The organism is Sorangium sp. So ce406, from assembly GCF_051474675.1.
Lineage (GTDB): Bacteria > Myxococcota_A > Polyangia > Polyangiales > Polyangiaceae > Sorangium > Sorangium cellulosum_G.
Window position 1 is genome coordinate 10305986 of sequence record NZ_CP150340.1, and the last position, 20846, is coordinate 10326831.

Consider the following 20846-nt stretch of genomic DNA (forward strand, 5'->3'; position numbering starts at 1 on the left):
ACGCTCAGCCGCGCTCAGCGGCGATCATGATGTCCCCCCATCGCCGGATCGCGCCGGAGGAAGAACGCGATGACGGTCGCGAGCTCGTCGCGCGCGGCCACGAGGAGCACCGTGGCGCCCCCCGCGACGATGGACGAGCCGCGCGGCGCCTCGACGCGGCCATCCGGGCGGTAGACGCCGGCGAAGACGCACGACGTCGGGAAGTCGGCGCTGCCCGCGATGACGCTCACGGTGCGGCCGGCGACCATCGAGTCGACGGGGACGTCGAGCTCGAACGCCACGGACTCGCCGGTCCCGAGCACCATCGCGTGGCGGACGCCCGGGTGCTCGATCGCGGTGGCCATCGCGCCGATGAAGACGTCGATCTCGGAGAGGATCCGGTGCACGCCCGCGCGCACGTACACGCTGCGGTAGTCGGGGTCCCGCATGCGCACCATCACGCGCTTGGCGCCCGCGGCCTGGGCGAGCAGCGCGACGGCGAGGTTGTCCGCGTCGCGGCGGAGCATGGCCACGACCACGTCGGCGCGCCCCACCTCGGCCTCCTTGAGGAGCCCGGCGTCGGTCGCGTCGCCCACGAGCGAGACGAGGCCGTGGCGCTCGAAGGCGCTCGTGGCGATCGAATCATCGCGGTCGACGATGGTCACCTCGTGGCCCATCTGCGCGAGGTGGACCGCCACGCTCAGCCCTGCGCGCCCGGCGCCCACGATGAGCACGCGCATCTCAGCCGCCTCCTTCATGCTCGTGCAGCTTCATCATCTCTCGGTCGATCTCGCCCACGTGAGCGTTCGCCGTCTCGTCGGCGATGAGCCCTCGCCTCGCCGCGTCGAGCACCGCCGCCTTCTGCGCCGTGAGCAGCGCGAGGTCCGTGAGGTGGTCGCGCACCGCCTCGCCCTGCGGCGACTGGAGCGCGACCTCCGCCGCGATCACCTGGCGCTGGAACGCGGCCCGGCGCTCCGCGTGCTCCTTGCGGGACACGAGGCCCGCGGCGAGCAGGTCGTCGAGCTCGGCGTGGCCGCGCCGCGCGGCGATGAGCGTCGCCTTGGCGGCGTCGAGCGCGGCGTCGGTGCTCGGGGCCGCGACATTGAGGAACTTGAGCAGCCGCGCGAACGGCAGCGCCTGCGCGACGAGGGTCACGAAGGTGACGCCGAAGACGATCGTGATCAGCCGCTCGCGGAACGGCATGTCCTTCGGGAGGCTGAGGACGGCTGCCATCGAGAGCGCGCCCTTGATGTTGCCGACCAGCATCACGTGCTGCCAGCGGAACGGCACGACCTCCCGCGTCATGGCCCGGAGCGCGCCGAAGCAGCCGTAGACGGCCACCGCCCGGCCCGCGTGCAGGGCGATGAGCGCGAGGCCGATGGAGGCCGCCTCGCGCACGAGCATCTCCGCCTGGATCTGCATGCCGACGAGCAGGAAGAGCAGCACGTTGAGGAAGAAGCCCGTCGTCTCCCAGAACCCCTCGAGCGCGAGCACGCGCGAGGGCTCGAGGTGGCGGCGCGCGGCCTTGCCGACGACAACGCCGGCGACCACGACGGCGATGACCGGCGAAGCGTGGAGCCGCTCGGTGAGCAGGGCCGTGGCGAACACGAGCACCAGCGAGGCGAGGATCGCGGTCAGGTGATCCGGCGTGCGGCGCAGCAGGACCGCGCCGAGGGAGCCGAACGCGCCGCCGAGGACGGCGCCGCCGAGCATCGCCATCGAGAGGGCGCGGAAGGTCTCGACCGCGTCGAACGTGCCGCTCGCGAGGACGCGCGAGGCGAGCATCACGAGCACGAGCGCCGTTCCGTCGTTGAAGAGGCTCTCTCCCTCCATGATCGCGGCCAGCCGGTGCGGTACGCGGACGCTCCGGAAGGCGAGCAGCACGCTCACCGTGTCGGTGATGGCGAGCAGCGCGCCGAGGAGGAGCGCCGCCGAGAACGGGAGGTCGAGCACCAGCGTCGCCACCGCGGCGGTGCCGAGCAGCGAGATGAGCACCCCCGGCACGGCGAGCGCGAGGATGGGCCGGCTCGCGGCGCGCAGGCTGTCCGCGTCGGCGGCCAGGGCGCCCTCGAAGACGAGCACCGGGAGGAACGCGATGAGGATGAGGTCCGGGTCCATCGGCGCGTTCGGCAGCACGTCGAGGACGACAAGGAGGAGCCCGATCAGGACGAGCGCGGCGTTGTAAGGGACCCCGACGCGCTTGGCGCCGATCGCGACGACGGAGCCGACGGCGAGGACGAGGAGCAGGCTCTCGAGCCGCTCCCTCATGCGTCGCCCCGCGGCGGAGGCGGCGAGACAGGCACGCTGGCGGTCGGCGCGCGCGTCGGGCGCGTCGCGGGATGCGTGAGGTCCACGAGGGCGATCACCGTAGATCCTCCGCTACAGGATCGCTCCGCGATTCGCAAGACGTGGCTCCGGGGCGCCGCCGGGACGCCCGCGCCGGAGCCGGTCAGACGGGAGCACGCCTGTTCCGGCGAGCGAGCCGGCGTCCGAGATGACATGACACGACATCGGCGGCGCTCTCCCGTCCTCGACATCGGCGATAGCCGACATGGAGCGGAGGCGCGTTTGCGCGCGCTCAGAAGGGCCAGACGAGCGGGATGACGATCACCGCGGTCGCCAGCACGAGGAGCTGCAGGGGCAGCCCGACGCGGGTGAAGTCTTTGAAATGATAGCCGCCGGGCCCCATGACGAGGATGTTCACCGGAGACGCGATCGGCGTGGCGAAGGCCGCCGAGGACGCGAAAGCGACCCCGAGGAGCAGCGGCTCCGGCGCGAGGCCCAGCGCGCCGGCCAGGCGGACCGCGAGGGGGGCCATGAGCACGGCCGTCGCGGTGTTCGAGAGGACCATGCCGATCGCCGACGTGGCGAGCACGAGCAGGCCGAGGACCACCGCGGGGCGCGCCCCCGCGAGGAGCCCCTCGACGGCGGAGACGGCGGCGCCCATCGCGCCGGTGCGCTCGAGCGCGGTGGCGAGGGGGACCATGCCGGCGATGAGCACGACGCTCTCCCAGTTCACGGCGCGGTAGACGTCCGCCGGGCGCACGCACCGCGCGAGCACGAGCAGGACCGCGGCGAGCAGCACGGCGACGACGTTGGGCAGCCACCCGAGCGCCATGCAGACGAGCATGCCCAGGGTGATGCACACGGCGACGGTGGCGCGCTCGCGATCGACGAGGACGTCGCCCTGCGCGTCGGGCTCGGCGACCAGCACGAGGTCCCGCCGCTCGTCCCGCAGGTTCCGGAGGTGCTTGAGCCGCCCCTTCACGAGCAGCGTGTCGCCGGCGCGGAGCTTGAGATCGCGCAGCTCGGGCGTGGCGTGGAACACCGGGAGCCAGCCCTCGCCGCGCCGGATCGAGAGCACGCTGGCGCGGTAGCGGTCGCGGAACCTGGCGTCCCTCAGGGTCTGCCCGGCCAGGCTGGAGCGCCGTGGCAGCACGACCTCGGCGAGGGACTCCTCGGGGGGCAGCGAGAAGATGGGGCGCGTCTGGAGCGCCTCGAGCCCGAAGCGCTCGGTGAGCGCCGCGATCTTCTCGTCGCTCCCGAGCAAGCGCAGCTCGTCGCCGGGGGCGAACACCGCCTGCGGCACCACGCGCTGCGCCTCGAGGCCGCGGGGCCCGGGGCGCGCGATGCCGACCACGGTCACGCCGAAGTCGGCGCGCACGTTCGCCTGGCCGAGCGTGAGGCCGGCGAGCCTCGCGCCGGGCGGGACGCGCACGGCGCGCAGGGCGCTGCCGAGCCCGTACTCCATCGAGAGGTCGTCGAGCGAGAGCGACCGCGGCGCGCCCGCGTCCGCCCCGTCTTCCTTGCTGGGCAGCGCGCGGCGGCCGAGCGAGATCATGTACGCCACGCCGACCGCGAGCACGACGACGCCGGGGATGGTGAAGCTGAAGAAGCGGAACGGCTCGCGGCCGGCCGCGCGGAGCGCCTCGCTCACGAGCAGGTTGGGCGGCGTGCTGATGAGCGTGAGGTTGCTCCCGAGGTGGGCCGCGAACGCGACGGGCATGAAGAGCCGCGCCGGCGCGATCCCGCGGCGGAGCGCGAGCGTCCCGACGACCGGCAGGAGGATCGCCACGGTGCCCGTGGAGCTCATGAAGGCGGACACGAGCGCGGTCGCCCCCATCACCACCGCGATCACCTTGGCCTCCCCGCCGCCGGCGAAGCGCTCGAGGCGCTGGCCCAGCCAGTCGGCGACCCCCGTGTCGGTCAGCGCGGCGCCGACGACGAACAGGCCGGCGATCATGAGCACTGCCGGGTTCGAGAACCCGGCGAGCGCGTCCGGGACCGTGGTCACACCGGAGATCGTCAGGGCGAGCAACGACATCATCGCCACCACGTCGAGCCGCAGGCGATCGCTCACGAAGAGGACGATCGTGAGCCCGAGGATGGCGAACGCGAGGAGGGCCTCCGAGGTCATGGGGCGGCGGAGCCTAGCGGGACTCTCGCGCGGCGGCTCACTTCGCGTTCCGGCGCGCTCTCCGCTCGCGCTCGCGCGCGTTCCTGGCCGCGCTGCACGCGGCGAGGCGGCCGGGCGGCACCAGGGCTGGCCGGGCGGCGCGCGCGCCTCAGGCGCCGTATACGCGCCGCGAGAGCCGCGCGACGCGACCAACGCGACCAATGCGACGAACGCGACGAATCCACGATTCACTTGATTCCAGGGCGCCGCCGTGCGGTCCTACGCTGAGGGGATACTTCATTTTACCCCCTTGCAAGGAGATCTGGATGCTCGCGCGCCGTCATTCACGCGCCCTCGACTCGCTGTTCGTCGCCGCCGCCGTCCTCGTGTGCCTGCTAATGGCAGCGCGCCGGGCGAGGGCGGCGCCTTCGTATACCCTCTTCGAGAGCGGCCAAGTGCGTCCGATCGCGCTCTCGCCGAGCCGCGCGCTGCTCTTCGCGGTCAATACACCCGACAATCGTCTCGAGATCTTCCGCGTCACGCCGGGCGGCCTCGTGCGCCTCTCCTCCGTGAGCGTGGGCCTGGAGCCCGTCGCCGTCGCCGCGCGCAATGGCGGCGAGGTCTGGGTCGTCAATCACCTCTCCGACAGCGTCAGCGTCGTCGACGTCTCGTCCCCCTCGCGCCCGCGGGTCGTGCGCACGCTCCTCGTCGGGGACGAGCCGCGCGACATCGTCTTCGGGGGCCCCGGGCGCTCGCGCGCGTTCATCACGGCCGCCCACCGCGGCCAGAACGCGCCGTTCGATCCGCAGCTCACGACGCCCGGGGTCGGCCGCGCGGACGTCTGGGTGTTCGACGCGGGCGCCGTCGCCGCCGACGCGTCGCTCGGCGGTGCGCCGCTCACGATCCTCACCCTGTTCACCGACACCCCGAGGGCGCTCGCGGTCAGCCCGGACGGGGCCTCGGTGTACGCCGCCGGCTTCCACACCGGCAACCGCACGACGGCCGTGCACCGCGTGCTCGTGGAGGAGGGCGGCGGGCTGCCGCCGCCGCACACGAACTTCCTCGGCGAGCCGCAGCCGCAGACATCGCTCATCGTCCGCCACGACGGCGCGAGCTGGGTCGACATCGCGGGGCGCACCTGGGACGACGAGGTCCGGTTCTCGCTGCCCGACAAGGACGTCTTCGTCATCGACGCGACGGCCAACCCCCCGCAGCAGCGCCCCGGCAGCGCCGGCTTCTTCACCGGCGTGGGGACCATCCTCTACAACATGGCCGTCAATCCGGTGAACGGAAAGGTGTATGTCTCCAACACCGAGGCGTTCAACCTCGAGCGCTTCGAGGGCCCGGGCACCTTCGCCGGCTCGAGCGTCCGGGGACACCTGCACGAGAGCCGGATCACCGTGCTGGGCGGCGGCTCGGCCGCGCCGCGGCACCTCAACAAGCACATCGATTATTCGACGTGCTGCGCTCCCGTGCCCAACCCGGAGAACGCGAAGAGCCTGGCCACGCCGCTCGACATGGCGGTGACCGATGACGGCGCGAAGCTCTATGTCGCCGCGTTCAGCTCGAGCAAGGTCGGGGTCTTCATGACGGCCGAGCTGGAGGGCGACACCTTCGTGCCGAGCCTCGCGCGCCAGATCCCGGTGAGCGGGGGCGGGCCGAGCGGGCTCGCGCTCGATCAGCCGCGCGGCCGGCTGTACGTGCTCACGCGCTTCGACAACTCCATCTCGATCATCGACACCGCCGGCGGCGTCGAGATCGCGCACGTCCCGCTCCACAACCCCGAGCCGCCCAGCGTGGTCCGCGGGCGGGCGTTCCTGTATGACGCGAGCTTCACGTCGAGCCACGGCGACTCGTCGTGCGCGAGCTGCCATGTCTTCGGCGATCTCGACAGCCTGGCGTGGGATCTCGGCAACCCGGACGAGGTCACCCAGGCGAACCCTGGGCCGTTCACGAGCATCAACCCGCCCTTCCCCGCCGATACCACGCTGAAGCCGATGAAGGGGCCGATGACGACCCAGAGCCTGCGCGGGCTCGCCAACCACGGGCCGATGCACTGGCGCGGCGACCGCACGGGCGGCCTCGACGAGCCCAGCGCGCAGCCGGACAGCGGGGCGTTCGACGAGCGCGCGGCGTTCCGGCGGTTCCAGGCCGGCTTCACGAACCTGCTCGGCCGGCACGCGCCCATTCCCGACGACGACATGGAGGCGTTCACCGACTTCATCCTCCAGGTGACGTATCCGCCCAATCCGATCCGGAGCCTCGACAACTCCCTCACGCCCGATCAGCAGGCCGGGCGCGATCACTTCGTCCGCGAGGGCGTCGACGGGACCTTCTCCTGCGCGTCGTGCCACAGCCTGGACCCGGACGGGAACGCCGGCACGAGCGAGCCTTTCCCCGGCTTCTTCGGGACGGACGGCGCGAGCGTCGGGCAGGAGAACGGCCAGAGCTTCAAGAACCCTCACCTGCGCAACCTGTACCAGAAGATTGGCATGTTCGGCATGGCCCCTGTCCCGAGCCTCTTCCACCCGGGAGACAACGATTTCATGGGCGACCAGATCCGCGGCTTCGGGTTCATGCATGACGGCGTCATGGACACGCTCTTCCGCTTTCACCAGGCGATCGGGTTCGAGGAGGGCGTCTTCACGCCGAACGGCTTCCCGCTCGACGCCTCCGGGGTGATCCTGCGCGAGCAGGCGGTGGAGTTCATGCTCGCCTTCGACACGAACCTGGCGCCGATCGTCGGACAGCAGGTCACGCTCGGCGCGCACAACGCGGGGGCGGCCTGGCCGCGGATCGATCTGCTCGTCGCGCGCGCGGAGGCCGGGGAGTGCGATCTCGTGGCGAAGCTCCCGCTCTTCCTGGAGGAGGTCGGTCTCCTCTACGCGGGAGGTGGTCAGTTCACCACGGATCGGAGCGCGGCCCCGCCGGTCGGCGATCTCGGGCTGCGCTGGCTGTCCCTCCTCACCGGGCGCCCGGTGACGTACACCTGCATGCCGCCTGGCTCGGGCGTGCGGAGCGGCGTCGACCGCGACAGCGATGGACTCCGCGACGGCGATGAGCGCGACGCCGGCACGGATCCGGCGGATCCGTCGAGCCCCGGGTGAGAGAGCGCCGCGCGCGGGCGCCTCGCGTGGGCGCCTCGCGCGGGCGGCGTGGCGGGAGAGCATCCGATCCGGGCGGCGCGCCCCGCGCCCGCGCAGCGGTGACCGCGGGCCCGGCGCTTCATCCGGCTGGAGGATTCAGGATCGGCGCGTCGGCTCCGCGAGCCACCGGATCAGCGCCTCGCCTTCGAGGTCGAGCAACGCGTCCTCGACCTCGCCCGGACCGATCGCGCGGGCGCGCTCCACGATCGAGCGCTCTTCTTCGGCTGTCGGCCGTCGCCCGATCCGACGCGCGAAGAGGCGGCCGAGCAGCTCCGCGATCGCCTTCTCCTCCCCGCGCCGCTCTCCCCGTTGCTCCCCCCGCTGCTCCCCCCGCTCCTCTCCTCGTCGCTCCGCCTCGATGATCAGCTCCCCGATGATCGGCGTGCGCCGGAGCAGCCCCTCTTCCTTGTCCTCCACCATCATGACGAGCTCCTTCCGCAGATTATGGCCCCAGGGATCGACGGTCGCCATCACCAGGAGCGCCGCGTACAGCTCGGCCCGCTCCTCGGCGCTCGCCGCCCTCGCGTGGATCTCCGCGACGACCTCCCGCAGCGCGTCCGCGGTCGCATTACGTGCAAGCGGGGCGAATACCAGCCAGAGCACGCTGCCGCGCGCCCGCAGCTCGCCGACCGTGCGCTGGTAGACGGCGTCGACGCGGAAGTGCGTGCCGCTGAACGGCCGCCCCGGCCAGGCGGTGCGGCGCTGGCCCGTCGCCGGCAAGCGCCGTCTGCGGCCCGAGAGGACCACGGCGACGCTCTCGATCGGCGGCACCGGCTCGCCGGGGGCCTCGATGCGCAACGCGGCGAACAGGAAGCCGAGATACTCGAAGACGCGATCCGGAACGTCGTCGCGGAGCGCGAAGCAGAACTCGACGTGCAGCACCCGCGGCTCGCCGTCGACCCGCAGGCGCAGGGCCTTGTCGAGGCGGCGCTCGATGTTCGTGACCTGACTGTCGATCCAGCCGAGGACCTCGACGGGGCGGCCCTCGGAGACAAAGGCGCGCGCCAGGTCGTCGGGGCGTCTCCGGGCGAGGTGGCGCAAGGTGATGTCGGCGTCTCCCATGGGCGGCGCCCACGGCAGATCGCGTACCAGGCGGCTACGAGGCTTGAATCAAGCGATTTCGGGCGTGCGACGTGCGCCGCGCGGGTGGCGCCGCCATGGCGGGGACGGCGTCGCGCATGGGCTCCGCCCTGGTGTCATGCCGGAGAGAACGAACCACAGAGGCACAGAGGGCACAGAGGGGAGAGATAGAGAACAATTCTGTGCCTCTGCATCCCTCTGTGCGCTCTGTGGTTCCTCCTCTTTCCCGTCATCGAACCGGGCGTCTCAACTCCACGTCTCCGCGCGCCGCGGATTGCGCGTCTCGATCGCCTCCGCGTGCCCCCTCAGGCCACGAGCGGCGGGGAGGTTGCCGTGCGTCTCGAAGACGTCGGCGAGGGCGAGCCCGAGGATGACGATCTGCTGCGGCTTCTCCAGCGCGCCGACCGTCGGGGCCGCCGAGCCGAGCAGCTCGAAGGCCCGCCGCCACGCCCTCGCGGCGGCGTCGGGCATGTCGGCGTTGAGCGCCGCGTGCCCGGCGCAGCGGTGCATGTCCGCCGCGAACTCGTGGCTGCCACGGCGGTCGGCGAGCTCTCCGGCACGGGCGTAGGCCTCCGACGCGTCCAGGAAGCGGCGCTGCTTGCTGTGGAGGCTGCCGAGCGAGGCGTAGGCCTCGGGGACGATGCCCAGCAGGCCGCGCCGCTCGGCCTCCTTCAGCGCCGCGACGAACACCCGATGCCCCTCGTCCACCACCCCCGCCGCGATCAGCGAGCGCGCACGCTGCATGCCCACGTGAACGGCCTCCTCACCCAGCCCGCGGCCCGCCAGCATCTCCTCGGCCTGCTTCTGGAGCTGCGCCGCCTCGGCGTGCCGTCCCGCGTGGAAGCATCGGTCCGCCTCGTGAAGGAGGCGCCGCTGCGGGAGGAGCTCGGGCGCGCGGAGCGGCGAGCCTGGCCCGATGCGCATCTCCAGGTCGGCGGGGAGGCGCTGCCCGCGGGCCGAGAGATCGGTGAGCAGGCGCTCGAGCTCGACGACCGCCGCGCCGTCCGCCTCGGGCCACAGGACGCGCGACGCGCCCTCGCCGACGCGCGCCAGGAGGTCGCCCACGCTCGAGTGGACCGCGTCCACCAGGACCCAGCGCGCGGGCGCGAGCTCGGCGCGCTGGGTGAGCCAGAGGAGGTCCCGGGCGTACGCCGGGGGGTCGTCGACGTGCTGCGGCGCGAGCACCACGACGGGGCCGCCCGGCGCGCGGTCGGCGAGGTACGCCGCGACGGCGCGCGCGAACGCGCTCAGCGGCTCGACCGGGGGACCTGGCTCGAGCGTCCCCGGTGAAGGCGCCGGCAGGGGGCCGAGCTCACGCGCCAGCGAGCGCTCGCGGGCCGCCCAGCCGCGGCTGGGCCCGTAGACCGGGTCGGCGAGGACCCACACCGGGCGGGGCGAGGGGCCCGCCTCGCCCAGGGCCCGCAGCAGCGCGAGCGTGTGGCCATGGACATGCGCCGGGACGACGGCGTGCAGCAGGCAGGCCCGCTCGCCAGTGAAGATGGCGCCGAGCGCCCGGGCAATATCGTGAATCATGTCGCGGTTCCCGGGCGGATTCTTGCGCCGATCAGCACCGGGGCCAAGCGAATGCGACGGCATTGCGGCGCCGCCCGGCGGATTGTCCGCGCAGCGGGCACGCGCGCCGCGCGGCGCGGGCAGGCGGACGTTGCGCGTCGCAGGACGCCACGGTCGAGGCGATATGTCTCAGGAGCGCGCGGGCCTGGAGCGGAGGAGCGACGGAGAGGAAGACGCGCGGGCTCATCGCGTCGCTTGGCCCGGGCGTTGCTGGACGTGGGGGGCTGAAGCGAAGAGTCGTCGAGTGACGTTGAACGCGCCCCGGGGTCAGACCCGTCGGGCGCATGGGAGGAAGGGTACCGTGAGAACATTGTATCTGTCGCTGCTCGTGGGCGGCATGGTCATCGGTTGCGGCGGCAGCAAGCCTCAGCCGGAGGGTCCGGCCGAGAAGGCTGGCGAGGCCGTGGACGACGCTGCGCGCGACGTCAAGGACGAGGCGAAGGACGCGGCCGAGTCGACGGGCGACGCAGCCGAGGACGTGGGGGACAAGGTCGAGGACAAGACGGACTAGCGCCGAGCGCGCTGGCGCCGGCGCGCCTGCAGCGCGGCGCGACGCTCTGAAACGCTCAGGCTGCCCGAGCCTGGGGGCGAGCCCGGGCGCTCGTGCCCAGGCTCGGCGCGCCTGGAGAGCTGGCCGGAGGGTCTGCACGTGAGGTGCTCCGCGGTCGGCGATGACACACGAAGGACCCCAGCCGTGCCGAGGCGCGGCTCGCACGTTGGAGGAAGAACGATGAAAGCGACCTCATTGCTCGAGAAGCAGCACCGCAAGGTAGAGTCCCTCTTCAAGCAGCTCGAGAGCGGCAAATCGGAGCCGGCGCCGCTGCTCGCGGAGCTCGCGAACGAGCTCGTCGCGCACATGGCGATCGAGCAGGAGAGCTTCTATCCCGCCGTGCGGCAGATCAAGGAGGACCTGATCCTCGAGAGCTACGAGGAGCACGCGATCGCCGAGCTGGCCCTGAAGCGGCTGCTCGCGACCGACCCGGAGGACATCTCGTTCAAGGCGCGGGTGACGACGCTGAAGGAGCTGATCCAGCACCACGTCGAGGAGGAGGAAGAGGAGCTCTTCCCCAAGGTCGAGGAGGCCATCGACGAGAAGCGCCTCGCCGAGCTCGGCAAGGAGCTGAAGGCGGAGTTCGAGCAGCGGCTGGCCGAGGGCTACGAGGCGCTCCTGCCGGCGGGCTACAAGAAGACGTCCGCGGACAAGACGAGCCACGCGAAGCACGCGAACGGGGCCAACCCGGCCTGACGAGGGGTCGGCGCCGAGCGCGCCGCAGCAGCACGATCGCGGTGGTTGAGCCACGGAGGCGACGAGGGCACGGCGACAGCGGACGCTCGGTGCCCTCGCCGCCTCCGTGTTTTCATTTTCTGTTCGTGATGGCGCGCGACGCGCCGCCGGGAGCGCGCCAGCCTGGAGCACGCGCGCGGCGGTTCGGCGGTCGACCATGGCAGAAGCAATCGGCTGGGTCAGCTCCATCATCCTCGTCCTGACGGTCGGCAAGCAGGTCTACAAGCAGTGGAAGAGCAAGACGAGCGAGGGAGTCTCGAAGTGGCTGTTCCTGGGCCAGCTCGCTGCCTCGGTCGGGTTCGTCGTCTATAGCTGGCTGGTCCACAACTGGGTCTTCGTGGCGACGAACCTCCTCATGGTGGCGAACGCGGTCGCCGGCGCGGTGATCGTCTATGTCCAGCGGAGGCGCGGCGCGCAGCGGGCGGAGGGGGATGGGGCGAGGCCGCGGCGCGCCTTGAAGCTCCACGGGGCCTCGGTCCGCGGGGGCGCAGCGGCACGTCGAGCGCGCGGGGTGCGGATCCTCGCGTCGTCGATCCGGTCGCGCAGCGGTGCCGGGCGCGGGGGAAGGCTGCGCAAGTCGCCGGTTCCGGCGTCGTAGCGGTCCTCGCGGGGCGCTGTGAGCCCCGGCGCGGAGAGGCGCGTCGTCCATCGTCTCCGCCTCGCGCCCCCGTCCCCGTCCCGCGCCCCCGTCCCCTGTCTCACACCTATCGTCCTCGTCTGGCGTGCGCGTGCGCGTTCCCGTCCTCGATCGTGCCGATAGAGCGCCGATGAGCTTGAAACACCCAGGAATGAAGAGATTTGAACCACAGAGGCACAGAGGACACAGAGGAACAGCCACCAAACAAAAAAAACTCTGTGCCCTCTGTGCCCTCTGTGGTTCGTTTTCTCGGGGTTCAGGGCTGGCGGCGCAGGCAACCAGCGTCAGCTGGATAGATGCACCAAAGAGGAGAGGAGCGTCCCAAGAGAGGTAAACAACATCCCTCCCTCCTCCTGACGAATTGCCTCTTTCAATATTTGTCTCGCCCAGCTGAAACAAGAACCGACAGAACGACTTTCTGTACGACATACGCGCGCCCCTTCACACAGGAGACATCGCAAGCCCACAGATTGCGCGCGAGCCGATCACTCATGCAAAGTTCCAGCGAGATCGGTCAAATTTGAGCATGAGTCGGAAGTGCCATAGACTCGACCCATGCTTCACTCTTGGATTCACTCACGAGCCATTGTGCTCACCGCGACGTTCATTGCTTCCGTGCTGTCGGGCTGCGTTGGCGAGCTGGGTGGCGCGTCGAGCGAGAGCGAGGACAGCGGGCCGTCGAGCGGCGCCGGCGACGGCAGCTCCAGCGGCGCGCCTGGCAGCGGGGCGAGCACCGGCGGCGCCGGCGCGACGACCACCGCGGCCAGCGGGGGCAGCGACGGCTCGGGCGGCCCGACCACCGGGGTGACCACCGGGGGCAACGACGGCTCGACCACCGTGAGCTCCGGCAGCACCGGCGGCAGCGACGGCTCCGGCTCACCGGCCGGCGGCTCCGGCGGCAGCGACGGCTCCGGCTCACCGGCCGGCGGCTCCGGCGGCAGCGGCGGCTCACCTGCCGGCGGCGCGGGCGGCAGCGACGGCTCCGGCGGCGCCCCGACCGGCGGCGCCGCCGGAACCGGCGGCAGCGACGGCGCGACGAGCGCGGCGCAGCTCTGCGTCGATACGATCAACCAGCACCGCGCCACGCTCGGCTTGCCGCCCCTCGGGCGCTGGACCGAGGCCGAGTCGTGCTCCGATGAAGAGTGCGAGTCCGACGGGAACACCGGCACGGCGCACGGCGCGTTCGGCGCTTGCAAGGAGAGGGCGCAGAACGAATGCCCCGGGTGGCCTGGTCCCCCGCAATCCATGATCGCCTCGTGCCTGCAGGTCATGTGGGACGAGGGGCCCGGCGAGGATTTCGAGAAGCACGGCCATTACATCAACATGAGCAACCCCGAGTTCACCGAGGTGGCTTGCGGGTTCCACACCTTCCCGGACGGCAGCGTCTGGGCGGTGCAGAACTTCCGGTGACAGGCGCGTCAGACGTTCACGGGTCCCCGGGTCCGTGAAGATCCCGGCCCGGGACGGCCTCGTCGCCGTCCTCGTCGCCGCAACCCGCCTCCCCCTCCTCGAGCTTTCCGGTGAGCCGCACGCACGTCGCGCGGTGCACCCACACGTCAAACGCCTCCATCATCCGTCGCTCGACCGCCGCGCCCTCCAGCAACCCGAGCGCGCGCGCGACGGCCTCCAGCGTCGACAGGGCGCCCTCGTGCGGCGCGCGCCGCAGGCCATAGCGGCTCGGCGCGCCCTCCGGCAGGGTGACCGGCTCGGCGCCGCGCGCGTCGGGATCGCGGTGGAAGGCCCGGCGCGCCTGGTTCCAGTTGCCGTCGGGGACGAGCAGCACCACCGGCTCGCCGCCCCCGTCGTCGGGCGAGAGGGCGCGCGCGCCCGGCGACGGAAAGAGCATGAGCCGGCGCCCCTCCGGCAACGGCGGGCGCGGCCGCGGCTCGATCTCGCCCCGCACGCGCACCTCCGCGCCCTCGAGCAGGCGCGCGACGAGCCGACCCGTGTTGGTGCTCCGGGTGCGCTCGATCCGGTGCGTGAGCAGCACGACGCGCGTGCGCACCGGGAGCCGGGGCAGCGCGCCGCAGAGGCACATCGCCTCCGGCAGGCCGCAGCCGCGGCACCGCGGCGTCCCCCGCGCGCGGATGGAGGGCAGATCGGGCGGTTGCAGCGGGATGAACGTCATCAGGTCAGGACCGGGCGGCCCGACGGATCCGCGCGATCTCGGTCTCTGGCACGCCGGCGGACCCTAGCACGGACGGCGCAGAGACGCTCCGGCGCGGCGCCCGGGAACCTCGCGGGAGCCCCGGTGTCGTGACACCCATGCTTGCCCCACTGGCGCGGGTCTGCCGTCGAGCCGTCGCGCTGAGCACGCTTGTCCTGATCGCCGGGTGCCACGCGCCCCCCGCGGCCTCGCCGGCCGTCGCGTCGGCGCTTCCCCTGAAGAAGCTGCGGCTGTACGAGACCGGCGTCGGATACTTCGAGCGCAGCGGAACCATCTCGCCGAGCAGCGATTCATTGCCCGTGCCGGCCTCGCACGTCGATGACGCGCTCAAGACGTTGATCGTGCTCTCCAGCGGAGAAGCGCGCGTGACAGGCATCGAGTTCGACAGCGTGCTGAGCGGCGGGCTGAGCCGCTCGCTCGCCGCCCTGCCGCTCGAGTCGGACGCGCCGGTGACGTACCGCGAGGTGCTGGAGAGCCTGCGCGGCATCGAGGTCGAGATCACGGCCGGCGCGGAGACGTGGATCGGCCAGCTCGCCGAGGTGACGGACGCCCCGCCGATACCGCTCTCGCCGCCGGCCGCCTCGGCCGCCGCCGCGGGGGCCGGCGCGAAGGCCGCTTCGGCCAAGGCCGGGCCGGAGGAGCGCGCCGCCGCCGCGCCGGACACCCAGGAGGACCTGTACCTCACCCTGATCCAGCAGGGCGGCGCGATCCGGCGCCTGCGCGCCTCGCGCGTCGACCAGGTGCGCCCCGTCGACCCCATCGTCGCGGGCCGGCTCGGCGCCGCCGTGGGCGCGCTGTCGGGGCGCGCGGCGCAGATCCGCCGCAGCCTGCGCGTCCTCGCGGAGAGCGCTGCGCCGGTGCGCCTCGGCTACATCGCCGAGACGCCGGTGTGGCGTTCCACGTACCGGCTGCTCCTCGGGGGCGGGCACGCGCGGCTGCAGGGCTGGGCGCTCGTCCACAACGACACCGACGAGCCCTGGGCCGGCGTCAGCGTGGAGCTCGTCAACGGCCGGCCGGACTCGTTCCTGTTCCCGCTGAGCGCCCCGCGCTACGCGCGCAGGGAGCTCGCCCATCCGGACGAGAGCCTCTCGACCATCCCGCAGCTCGCCGACAAGACCCCCGACCAGATCTGGGGCGACAACGCCGACGGGTCGATCACCTCCATGGGCTTCGGCAGCGGCGAAGGCCGGCTGGGAGGCAGCCACGGCATGGGGCTCTCGGGGACGGGCCGCGGGATGACCCTCCCCGACGGGCGCACCGAGGAGAGCGAGGCGCTCAGCATCGGCAACCTCGCCGAGGTCGCGCAGGCGACCGGCGTCGAGAACGGCGCGCTGTTCACGTACCGGCTGCCCGGGGGGCTCCGCCTGCGCGCCCACGGCTCGGCGCTCATCCCCTTCACGCAGCAGGACGTCGAGGCGCAGCGGCTCACGTGGTTCGAGGGCGAGCAGGAGCGGGGCCGCAGCGGCGCGCGCCTCGCGAACACCACCGCGCAGACGCTGCCCGCGGGGCCCGTCGCCGTCTACGAGGCGAGCGGCTTCGCGGGCGAGACGGGGCTGCCGCGCCTCAAGCCGGGCGAGCGCGCGTTCCTCCTGTTCGGCGCCGATCTCGACGTCTCGCTGCGGACCACCGCGCGGCGCCCGGAGGACGCGACGCAGCGGCTCGTCTTCGAGGGCGGGCGCCTCACGGAGCACTTCGTCCGCAAGCACCGGCGCACCTACGCGGTCGAGAACCGCGGCGGTGAGGGGCGGCGCGTCCACGTGGCGCTCGACATCGTGAAGAACGCCAGCGCCCGGGGCTTCGACGCGGTGGACTTCGACGAGGCGAGCGGGAGGCCTCTCGGCGTCCTGCGGATCGGGCCGCGGAGCAAGCTGGAGCGCGAGGTGACGATCGACGAGGCGCTCCAGCGCTCCCACGACGTGCGCTCGCTCTCGTCGCGCGCGCTGCGGTCGGCGGCCGACGTCGCCGCGCTGCCCGCCGCGGACCGCGCCGCGCTGGGCGCCGCGGCGAGGCTGTTCGAGGAGGTGGAGAAGACCGATCGGGAGAAGGCGGCCGAGAGCTCGAGCGTCGACCGCATCGAGAAGGACCTCGCGCGGCTGCGCGAGCACCTCGAGGCGCTCGGCGACAAGAGCGGATCGCCGGCCGGCGCGAACCCGCTGGTCGTCCGCATCCTGGCGCTCGAGGACGAGCTGTCCGGCGCCCGCCGCCGCCTCGAGCAGCTCGAAGCGCAGCGCGAGGCGCGCCTCGCGGCCGTGAAGGGCGAGCTCGAGCGCCTCCGTTGACGGTACCGGCGGTCAACCGATGAACCGGCGACCCGATGAACCGACGAACCGATGGCCTCACGGATCCATGGCCAGATGGCCAGATCGCCTGATAGCCAGATCGCCTGATGGCCCGATGACCTGATGGCCTGATCGCGTGACGTCCTGTGACCGGACACACGGACGCGCGCGAACGACACGCGCGCGAACGACACGTGCCGGTCGCTTGCATCCCGAGGAGCCTTGCAGTAGCGAGGCTTCATGGGGGGTATGCCGTCGATACCTCCAGACCGGGTCTCCGGCCACGCTGCGCCGGGGATCCCCTGCTCGTCGCTCCGTGCGTGGCACGGCCCCGAGCACACCCCTCGAAAGGAGCGCGCGATGGCGAAGATCACCGTGTACGAGACGTTCTCAACATCGGACATCGAGGCGCTGCTCGACGCCGGCATCGCCGTGAGTCTCGCGTTCGACGCCTCCCACCCGAAGGAGGTGAAATCGGTCCACCTCGAGCTGCTCATCGACGCGAGCAACGAGGCGATCCGCGTGCTCCAGATGCGCCACAACGCCACCTACATCAAGCTCAAGGGCGCCTTGATGCACGGCGAGGGCGTCCACAAGCTCGAGTGCCACCATTTCGATCAGGGCATCGTCGACGGCTCGCCGAAATCGTACGAGATCCGGCAGAACCGGGCGTTCGTGCGCCACGGCGACATCGGCACCGTCATCCAGGACATCGGCTGGTGGTGAGCGTCGGCGCTCCTCGGAGACCGCGTGACCCTGGACAGGACGTCGAGCTGCTGTGGGCCTGAGCCCGCCGGCGGGCTTCAGGCCCCGTCCGCGCTCGCTCCCACGCCGTCCAGGGCCGCCATCGCCTCGTCCGGCAGCTCCAGCTCGGCGGCGGCGAGGTTCTCGCGCAGGTGAGCCACCGACGAGGTGCCGGGGATCAGCAGGATGTTGGGCGCGCGCCGCAGCAGCCACGCGAGGGCGACCTGCATGGGCGTGGCGCCCAGGCCGCGGGCCACGTCGGAGAGGCGGGACGACTGCAGCGGCGTGAAGCCGCCGAGCGGGAAGAAGGGGACATAGGCGACGCCCTCCCTGGCGAGGTCGTCGATCAGAGCGTCGTCGGCCCGGTGCGCCAGGTTGTACTGGTTCTGCACGCAGACGATGTCGCAGATCCGCCGCCCCTCCGCGACCTGGGCGGGCGTGACGTTGCTGAGCCCGATGTGGCGCACGAGCCCCCGACGCTGGAGCTCGGCCAGGGCGCTGAGCGGCGCCTCGATCGAGCCCTCGGCGGGACCGTGCACGCTGAACATGACGCGCAGATTCACGACCTCCAGCGCCTCCAGCCCGAGGTTGCGCAGGTTGTCGTGCACCGCTGCGGTCAGCGCCTCGGGCGAGGAGGCCGGGAGCCAGGCGCCGGCTTCGTCGCGACGGGCGCCGATCTTGGTGACGATGACCAGATCGTCCGGATAAGGCGCCAGGGCCTCGCGGATGAGCTGGTTGGTGACGTGCGGGCCGTAGAAGTCGCTGGTGTCGATGTGGTCGACCCCCGCGGCGACCGCCTCGCGCAGCACCGCGAGCGCGCCGTCGCGGTCCTTCGGGGGGCCGAACACGCCCGGCCCGGCGAGCTGCATCGCGCCGTAACCGAGGCGCTTCACGTGGCGGTGGCCGAGCTTCAGGGTCCCGGCGGCGTTGAGCTTGGACATATCATGGTCTCCTTGGCAGGCCCGCCCAAGGTAGGCCCTGGCGAGGGGCGCGTTAACGGCGCACAATCCGCACGGGCTGTGCGGAATACCGAACAATGAACCTGGACCTCGGCGACCTCGACACCTTCGTCGCCGTCGCTCGCGCCAGGAGCTTCCGGGACGCGGCGCGGGCGGCTGGCCGCAGCGCCTCGGCGGTCAGCGAGGCGGTGCGCCGGCTCGAGGAGCAGCTCGGCGTCCGGCTGCTCCACCGCACGACGCGCAGCGTCGCGCCGACGGAAGCCGGGGCGCGGCTGCTCGACCGCCTGGTGCCGGCGCTGGGCGAGGTGGCCGCCGCGGTGGACGTGGTGAACGGCTTCCGTGACCGGCCGGCGGGCACGCTGCGGCTGAACGTGCCGATCAGCGCCGCCCGCCTGGTGCTGCCGGACATCATCCCGGCGTTCCTCGCCGCCTATCCGGAGGTCCAGCTGGAGGTGATCGCGGACGACGCCTTCATCGACGTGCTGGCGGCCGGTTGCGACGCCGGCATCCGCTACGACGAGCGGCTGGAGCAGGACATGATCGCCGTCCCGATCGGCCCGCGCGTCCAGCGCTTCGCGACCGCCGCGGCGCCCGCCTACCTGGATCGGCGCGGCCGCCCGGAACACCCGCGCGATCTGCTGGAGCACGCCTGCATGCGCGGCCGCTTCAGCAGCGGCCAGATGATCACCTGGGAGTTCGAGCGCGACGGCGAGGTGGTGCGGGTCGACCCGGCGGGACCGCTGCTGGTCAGCGCCGGCGCCGCCATCGACCTGGCGGTGGACGCGGCGATCGCCGGGGTCGGCGTCATCCAGCTGTTCGAGGATTGGCTGCGCCCGCACCTGGACAGCGGCGCGCTGGAGCCGGTGCTCGAGCCCTGGTGGCAGAGCTTCTCGGGGCCGTTCCTCTATTATCCGGGACGTCGGCTCGTCCCCGCGCCGCTGCGCGCCTTCATCGATTTCGTGAGGACAAGTCAGGCGCCCGGGGCGCGCACGAACTGCTCGTAGACCACGAGCGTGACGGGCTTGTCGTTGCCGACCTTCACGAGGATGCTCTTGACGCGCAGCCATTCGAGGCCGGTCTTGCCGGCGCCCACGCGCGGCACGCCGATCCGCGTGATCCCCGCCCCGACCGCGTGCGTCACCATCGCGGCGAGCGAGCGCTCGAGCGCGGCGAGCGAGGGCCTCTTCGTCGCGTTCTCCTGGATCGCGAGGCTGTACACCGTGTCGCCGCCCTCGCTCCAGATGAAGGCCTCCCCGAGCTGGAGCTTCCGCTCGGCGCTCCGCTGCTCGAACGCCGGGAGCAGGCCCGGCCAGCGCTTCTTGAACGCCACGGAGATCCCCGTGTCCATGTTGCCCACGCAGCTCACGCCGTGCGCGTACGCGTGGAGATCCGGGGTGTTGAGGAGATCGCCCTTGGTGAAGATCGTCGGCACGCGGGCACCCTAGCACCGCCGCGGTCCGCTTCGTGAGGTGCCGACGGGCCCGTGAGCTCGAGGCGCCTCTCTCGCCTCACCGCGCCGCCCGCGACGTCGGCTCGCCCCGCCGGCGCGCGGTCCTGGACGTTGCTGGCAGCGACCTCGCTCCGGGCGCGACGGCCTTCGCGCTCGAGGGGGCCGCCTTCGCGCCGCCCGGCGTCGCGCTCAGGCACTCGGCGATGAAGTCGAGGAAGGCGCGCACCTTGGGGAGAGAGGCCTTGTCGCGCGTGTAGAGGGCGTGGATGGGCACCTCCCGGTGCTCGTGGGCGCTGAGGACGACCTCGAGCGCCCCGCCGTCGAGCTCCTCGCGCACGTGCAGCTCGAGGAGCTGCGCCAGCCCGTGACCGGCGACCGCGGCGTGGCGGATGGCGTCGACGCTGTTCGTGTGGAGGCGGCCGCTCGGCGAGAAGACGATGTCGCGGCCGTGGCTGCGGAGGCGCCAGGGCAGCGGCGCGGCGCCCGCGAGGAAGCCGAGGGTGTCGTGCCGCCGGAGATCGGCGGGCGCGCTCGGCCGGCCGCGGCGCGCGAGGTACGCGGGCGAGGCGACCACGAGGAAGCGCGCCGTCCCGAGCTTCTTGTGGACGAGCTCGCTCTCGCGGAGGTGCGCCATCCGGAGGACGACGTCGACGCCCTCCGCGATCGGATCGATGACGTGGTCGCGGAGGCTCAGCTCGAGCGAGACCTCCGGGCAGGCGTCGAGGAAGCGGGGGATGGAAGGCCCGAGGACGAAGCGGCCGAGCACCGTCGGCGCGTCGACCCGGAGCCGGCCCCGCGGGGCGCCGCGCCCGCGGGCGAGCGCGCCGTCGGCGTCCTCGAGATCGCGGAGGATCCGGGCGCAGCGCTCGTAGTAGGCGGCGCCTTCGGCGGTGAGGCCCACGCTGCGGGTGGTCCGCTCGAGCAGGCGGACGCCGAGGCGCGACTCGAGGCGCGTGACGACGCGGCTCACGCCCGACGCGGTGAGCCCGACCATCCTGCCGGCGCGGGTGAAGCTGCGCGCGTCGACGACCCGCACGAAGACGCCGATCTCGGTGAACGCATCCACGCGGGCCAGGCTCGCCGATTGTTGACGAAGCAGCAACAGAGCCGTGCGCGCCGGCGCCTTGGTCCTCGCGCGGGGGGCGCCTAGAT

17 protein-coding genes are annotated in these 20846 nt (G+C 72.5%); 8 read left to right on the forward strand and 9 right to left on the reverse strand.

Annotation, left to right across the window (positions count from 1 at the left end):
- Positions 1–14 precede the first annotated feature (14 nt).
- The 3 genes from WME96_RS38635 to WME96_RS38645 all read right to left on the reverse strand — a co-directional run bounded on the left by WME96_RS38635 (position 15) and on the right by WME96_RS38645 (position 4396).
- Entirely contained in the window at positions 15–737 is a 723-nt protein-coding gene (locus WME96_RS38635) for a potassium channel family protein (RefSeq protein WP_437286566.1), read from the reverse strand.
- Entirely contained in the window at positions 721–2247 is a 1527-nt protein-coding gene (locus WME96_RS38640; RefSeq protein WP_437286567.1) for a cation:proton antiporter, read from the reverse strand. Before WME96_RS38640 ends, WME96_RS38635 begins: the two co-directional genes overlap by 17 nt.
- Positions 2248–2557: 310 nt before the next feature.
- Complete coding sequence (locus tag WME96_RS38645; RefSeq protein WP_437286568.1) at positions 2558–4396, reverse strand: SLC13 family permease; 1839 nt, start codon at positions 4394–4396, stop codon at positions 2558–2560.
- Positions 4397–4701: 305 nt separating this feature from the next.
- Here WME96_RS38645 and WME96_RS38650 point away from each other — a divergent pair, with 305 nt between their 5' ends.
- The gene (locus tag WME96_RS38650) at positions 4702–7482 is read left to right on the forward strand and encodes a hypothetical protein (protein WP_437286569.1); all 2781 of its coding nucleotides are present in this window, start codon (positions 4702–4704) and stop codon (positions 7480–7482) included.
- A 135-nt stretch (positions 7483–7617) separates the two neighbouring features.
- Here WME96_RS38650 and WME96_RS38655 read toward each other — a convergent pair whose 3' ends face one another.
- Positions 7618–8583 carry a hypothetical protein gene (locus WME96_RS38655; RefSeq protein ID WP_437286570.1) on the reverse strand — a complete coding sequence of 322 codons (966 nt, stop codon included), beginning with the start codon at positions 8581–8583 and terminating at the stop codon, positions 7618–7620.
- 264 nt (positions 8584–8847) lie between these two features.
- Positions 8848–10134 carry a hypothetical protein gene (locus WME96_RS38660; protein ID WP_437286571.1) on the reverse strand — a complete coding sequence of 429 codons (1287 nt, stop codon included), beginning with the start codon at positions 10132–10134 and terminating at the stop codon, positions 8848–8850.
- 340 nt (positions 10135–10474) lie between these two features.
- Between WME96_RS38660 and WME96_RS38665 the strand changes: the two genes are divergently transcribed.
- The 4 genes from WME96_RS38665 (at position 10475) to WME96_RS38680 (ending at position 13505) form a co-directional block, all read left to right on the forward strand.
- A complete protein-coding gene (locus tag WME96_RS38665) occupies positions 10475–10684 on the forward strand; it encodes a hypothetical protein (RefSeq protein ID WP_437286572.1) in 210 nt (69 codons plus the stop codon).
- Positions 10685–10903: 219 nt separating this feature from the next.
- Positions 10904–11419 carry a hemerythrin domain-containing protein gene (locus WME96_RS38670; protein ID WP_437286573.1) on the forward strand — a complete coding sequence of 172 codons (516 nt, stop codon included), beginning with the start codon at positions 10904–10906 and terminating at the stop codon, positions 11417–11419.
- Between the two features lie 196 nt (positions 11420–11615).
- On the forward strand, positions 11616–12056 hold the full coding sequence (locus WME96_RS38675; RefSeq protein ID WP_437286574.1) for a hypothetical protein: 441 nt from the start codon (positions 11616–11618) through the stop codon (positions 12054–12056).
- A 594-nt stretch (positions 12057–12650) separates the two neighbouring features.
- A complete protein-coding gene (locus WME96_RS38680; protein ID WP_437286575.1) occupies positions 12651–13505 on the forward strand; it encodes a CAP domain-containing protein in 855 nt (284 codons plus the stop codon).
- 16 nt (positions 13506–13521) lie between these two features.
- Here the strand turns inward: WME96_RS38680 and WME96_RS38685 are convergent, their stop codons facing one another.
- On the reverse strand, positions 13522–14223 hold the full coding sequence (locus WME96_RS38685) for a tRNA-uridine aminocarboxypropyltransferase (protein WP_437286576.1): 702 nt from the start codon (positions 14221–14223) through the stop codon (positions 13522–13524).
- Between the two features lie 137 nt (positions 14224–14360).
- On the opposite strand from WME96_RS38685, the gene WME96_RS38690 reads away from it, so the two are divergent.
- Both WME96_RS38690 and WME96_RS38695 read left to right on the forward strand, forming a co-directional pair.
- Positions 14361–16541 (forward strand): hypothetical protein, encoded by a 2181-nt coding sequence (locus tag WME96_RS38690; protein ID WP_437286577.1) that lies wholly within the window; start codon positions 14361–14363, stop codon positions 16539–16541.
- A gap of 360 nt (positions 16542–16901) precedes the next feature.
- The gene (locus WME96_RS38695; RefSeq protein ID WP_433929923.1) at positions 16902–17267 is read left to right on the forward strand and encodes a hypothetical protein; all 366 of its coding nucleotides are present in this window, start codon (positions 16902–16904) and stop codon (positions 17265–17267) included.
- A 77-nt stretch (positions 17268–17344) separates the two neighbouring features.
- Here the strand turns inward: WME96_RS38695 and WME96_RS38700 are convergent, their stop codons facing one another.
- Positions 17345–18226 (reverse strand): aldo/keto reductase family oxidoreductase, encoded by an 882-nt coding sequence (locus WME96_RS38700; protein WP_437286578.1) that lies wholly within the window; start codon positions 18224–18226, stop codon positions 17345–17347.
- Between the two features lie 95 nt (positions 18227–18321).
- On the opposite strand from WME96_RS38700, the gene WME96_RS38705 reads away from it, so the two are divergent.
- On the forward strand, positions 18322–19248 hold the full coding sequence (locus tag WME96_RS38705; RefSeq protein ID WP_437286579.1) for a LysR family transcriptional regulator: 927 nt from the start codon (positions 18322–18324) through the stop codon (positions 19246–19248).
- Here the strand turns inward: WME96_RS38705 and WME96_RS38710 are convergent.
- Both WME96_RS38710 and WME96_RS38715 read right to left on the reverse strand, forming a co-directional pair.
- The gene (locus WME96_RS38710) at positions 19215–19676 is read right to left on the reverse strand and encodes a macro domain-containing protein (RefSeq protein ID WP_437286580.1); all 462 of its coding nucleotides are present in this window, start codon (positions 19674–19676) and stop codon (positions 19215–19217) included. The two genes, WME96_RS38705 and WME96_RS38710, sit on opposite strands and share 34 nt — an antisense overlap.
- A gap of 76 nt (positions 19677–19752) precedes the next feature.
- On the reverse strand, positions 19753–20760 hold the full coding sequence (locus WME96_RS38715; RefSeq protein ID WP_437286581.1) for a LysR family transcriptional regulator: 1008 nt from the start codon (positions 20758–20760) through the stop codon (positions 19753–19755).
- Positions 20761–20846 lie beyond the last annotated feature (86 nt).

What these genes read in the sequence shown, in the direction of transcription:
- WME96_RS38660 (WP_437286571.1), bottom strand. Translation starts at nt 10,134, where the DNA reads ATGATTCACGATATTGCCCGGGCGCTCGGCGCCATCTTCACTGGCGAG.
- WME96_RS38680 (WP_437286575.1), top strand. Translation starts at nt 12,651, where the DNA reads ATGCTTCACTCTTGGATTCACTCACGAGCCATTGTGCTCACCGCGACG.
- WME96_RS38705 (WP_437286579.1), top strand. Translation starts at nt 18,322, where the DNA reads ATGAACCTGGACCTCGGCGACCTCGACACCTTCGTCGCCGTCGCTCGC.
- WME96_RS38670 (WP_437286573.1), top strand. Translation starts at nt 10,904, where the DNA reads ATGAAAGCGACCTCATTGCTCGAGAAGCAGCACCGCAAGGTAGAGTCC.
- WME96_RS38640 (WP_437286567.1), bottom strand. Translation starts at nt 2,247, where the DNA reads ATGAGGGAGCGGCTCGAGAGCCTGCTCCTCGTCCTCGCCGTCGGCTCC.
- WME96_RS38695 (WP_433929923.1), top strand. Translation starts at nt 16,902, where the DNA reads ATGGCGAAGATCACCGTGTACGAGACGTTCTCAACATCGGACATCGAG.
- WME96_RS38690 (WP_437286577.1), top strand. Translation starts at nt 14,361, where the DNA reads ATGCTTGCCCCACTGGCGCGGGTCTGCCGTCGAGCCGTCGCGCTGAGC.
- WME96_RS38655 (WP_437286570.1), bottom strand. Translation starts at nt 8,583, where the DNA reads ATGGGAGACGCCGACATCACCTTGCGCCACCTCGCCCGGAGACGCCCC.
- WME96_RS38675 (WP_437286574.1), top strand. Translation starts at nt 11,616, where the DNA reads ATGGCAGAAGCAATCGGCTGGGTCAGCTCCATCATCCTCGTCCTGACG.
- WME96_RS38635 (WP_437286566.1), bottom strand. Translation starts at nt 737, where the DNA reads ATGAAGGAGGCGGCTGAGATGCGCGTGCTCATCGTGGGCGCCGGGCGC.
- WME96_RS38685 (WP_437286576.1), bottom strand. Translation starts at nt 14,223, where the DNA reads ATGACGTTCATCCCGCTGCAACCGCCCGATCTGCCCTCCATCCGCGCG.
- WME96_RS38700 (WP_437286578.1), bottom strand. Translation starts at nt 18,226, where the DNA reads ATGTCCAAGCTCAACGCCGCCGGGACCCTGAAGCTCGGCCACCGCCAC.
- WME96_RS38645 (WP_437286568.1), bottom strand. Translation starts at nt 4,396, where the DNA reads ATGACCTCGGAGGCCCTCCTCGCGTTCGCCATCCTCGGGCTCACGATC.
- WME96_RS38650 (WP_437286569.1), top strand. Translation starts at nt 4,702, where the DNA reads ATGCTCGCGCGCCGTCATTCACGCGCCCTCGACTCGCTGTTCGTCGCC.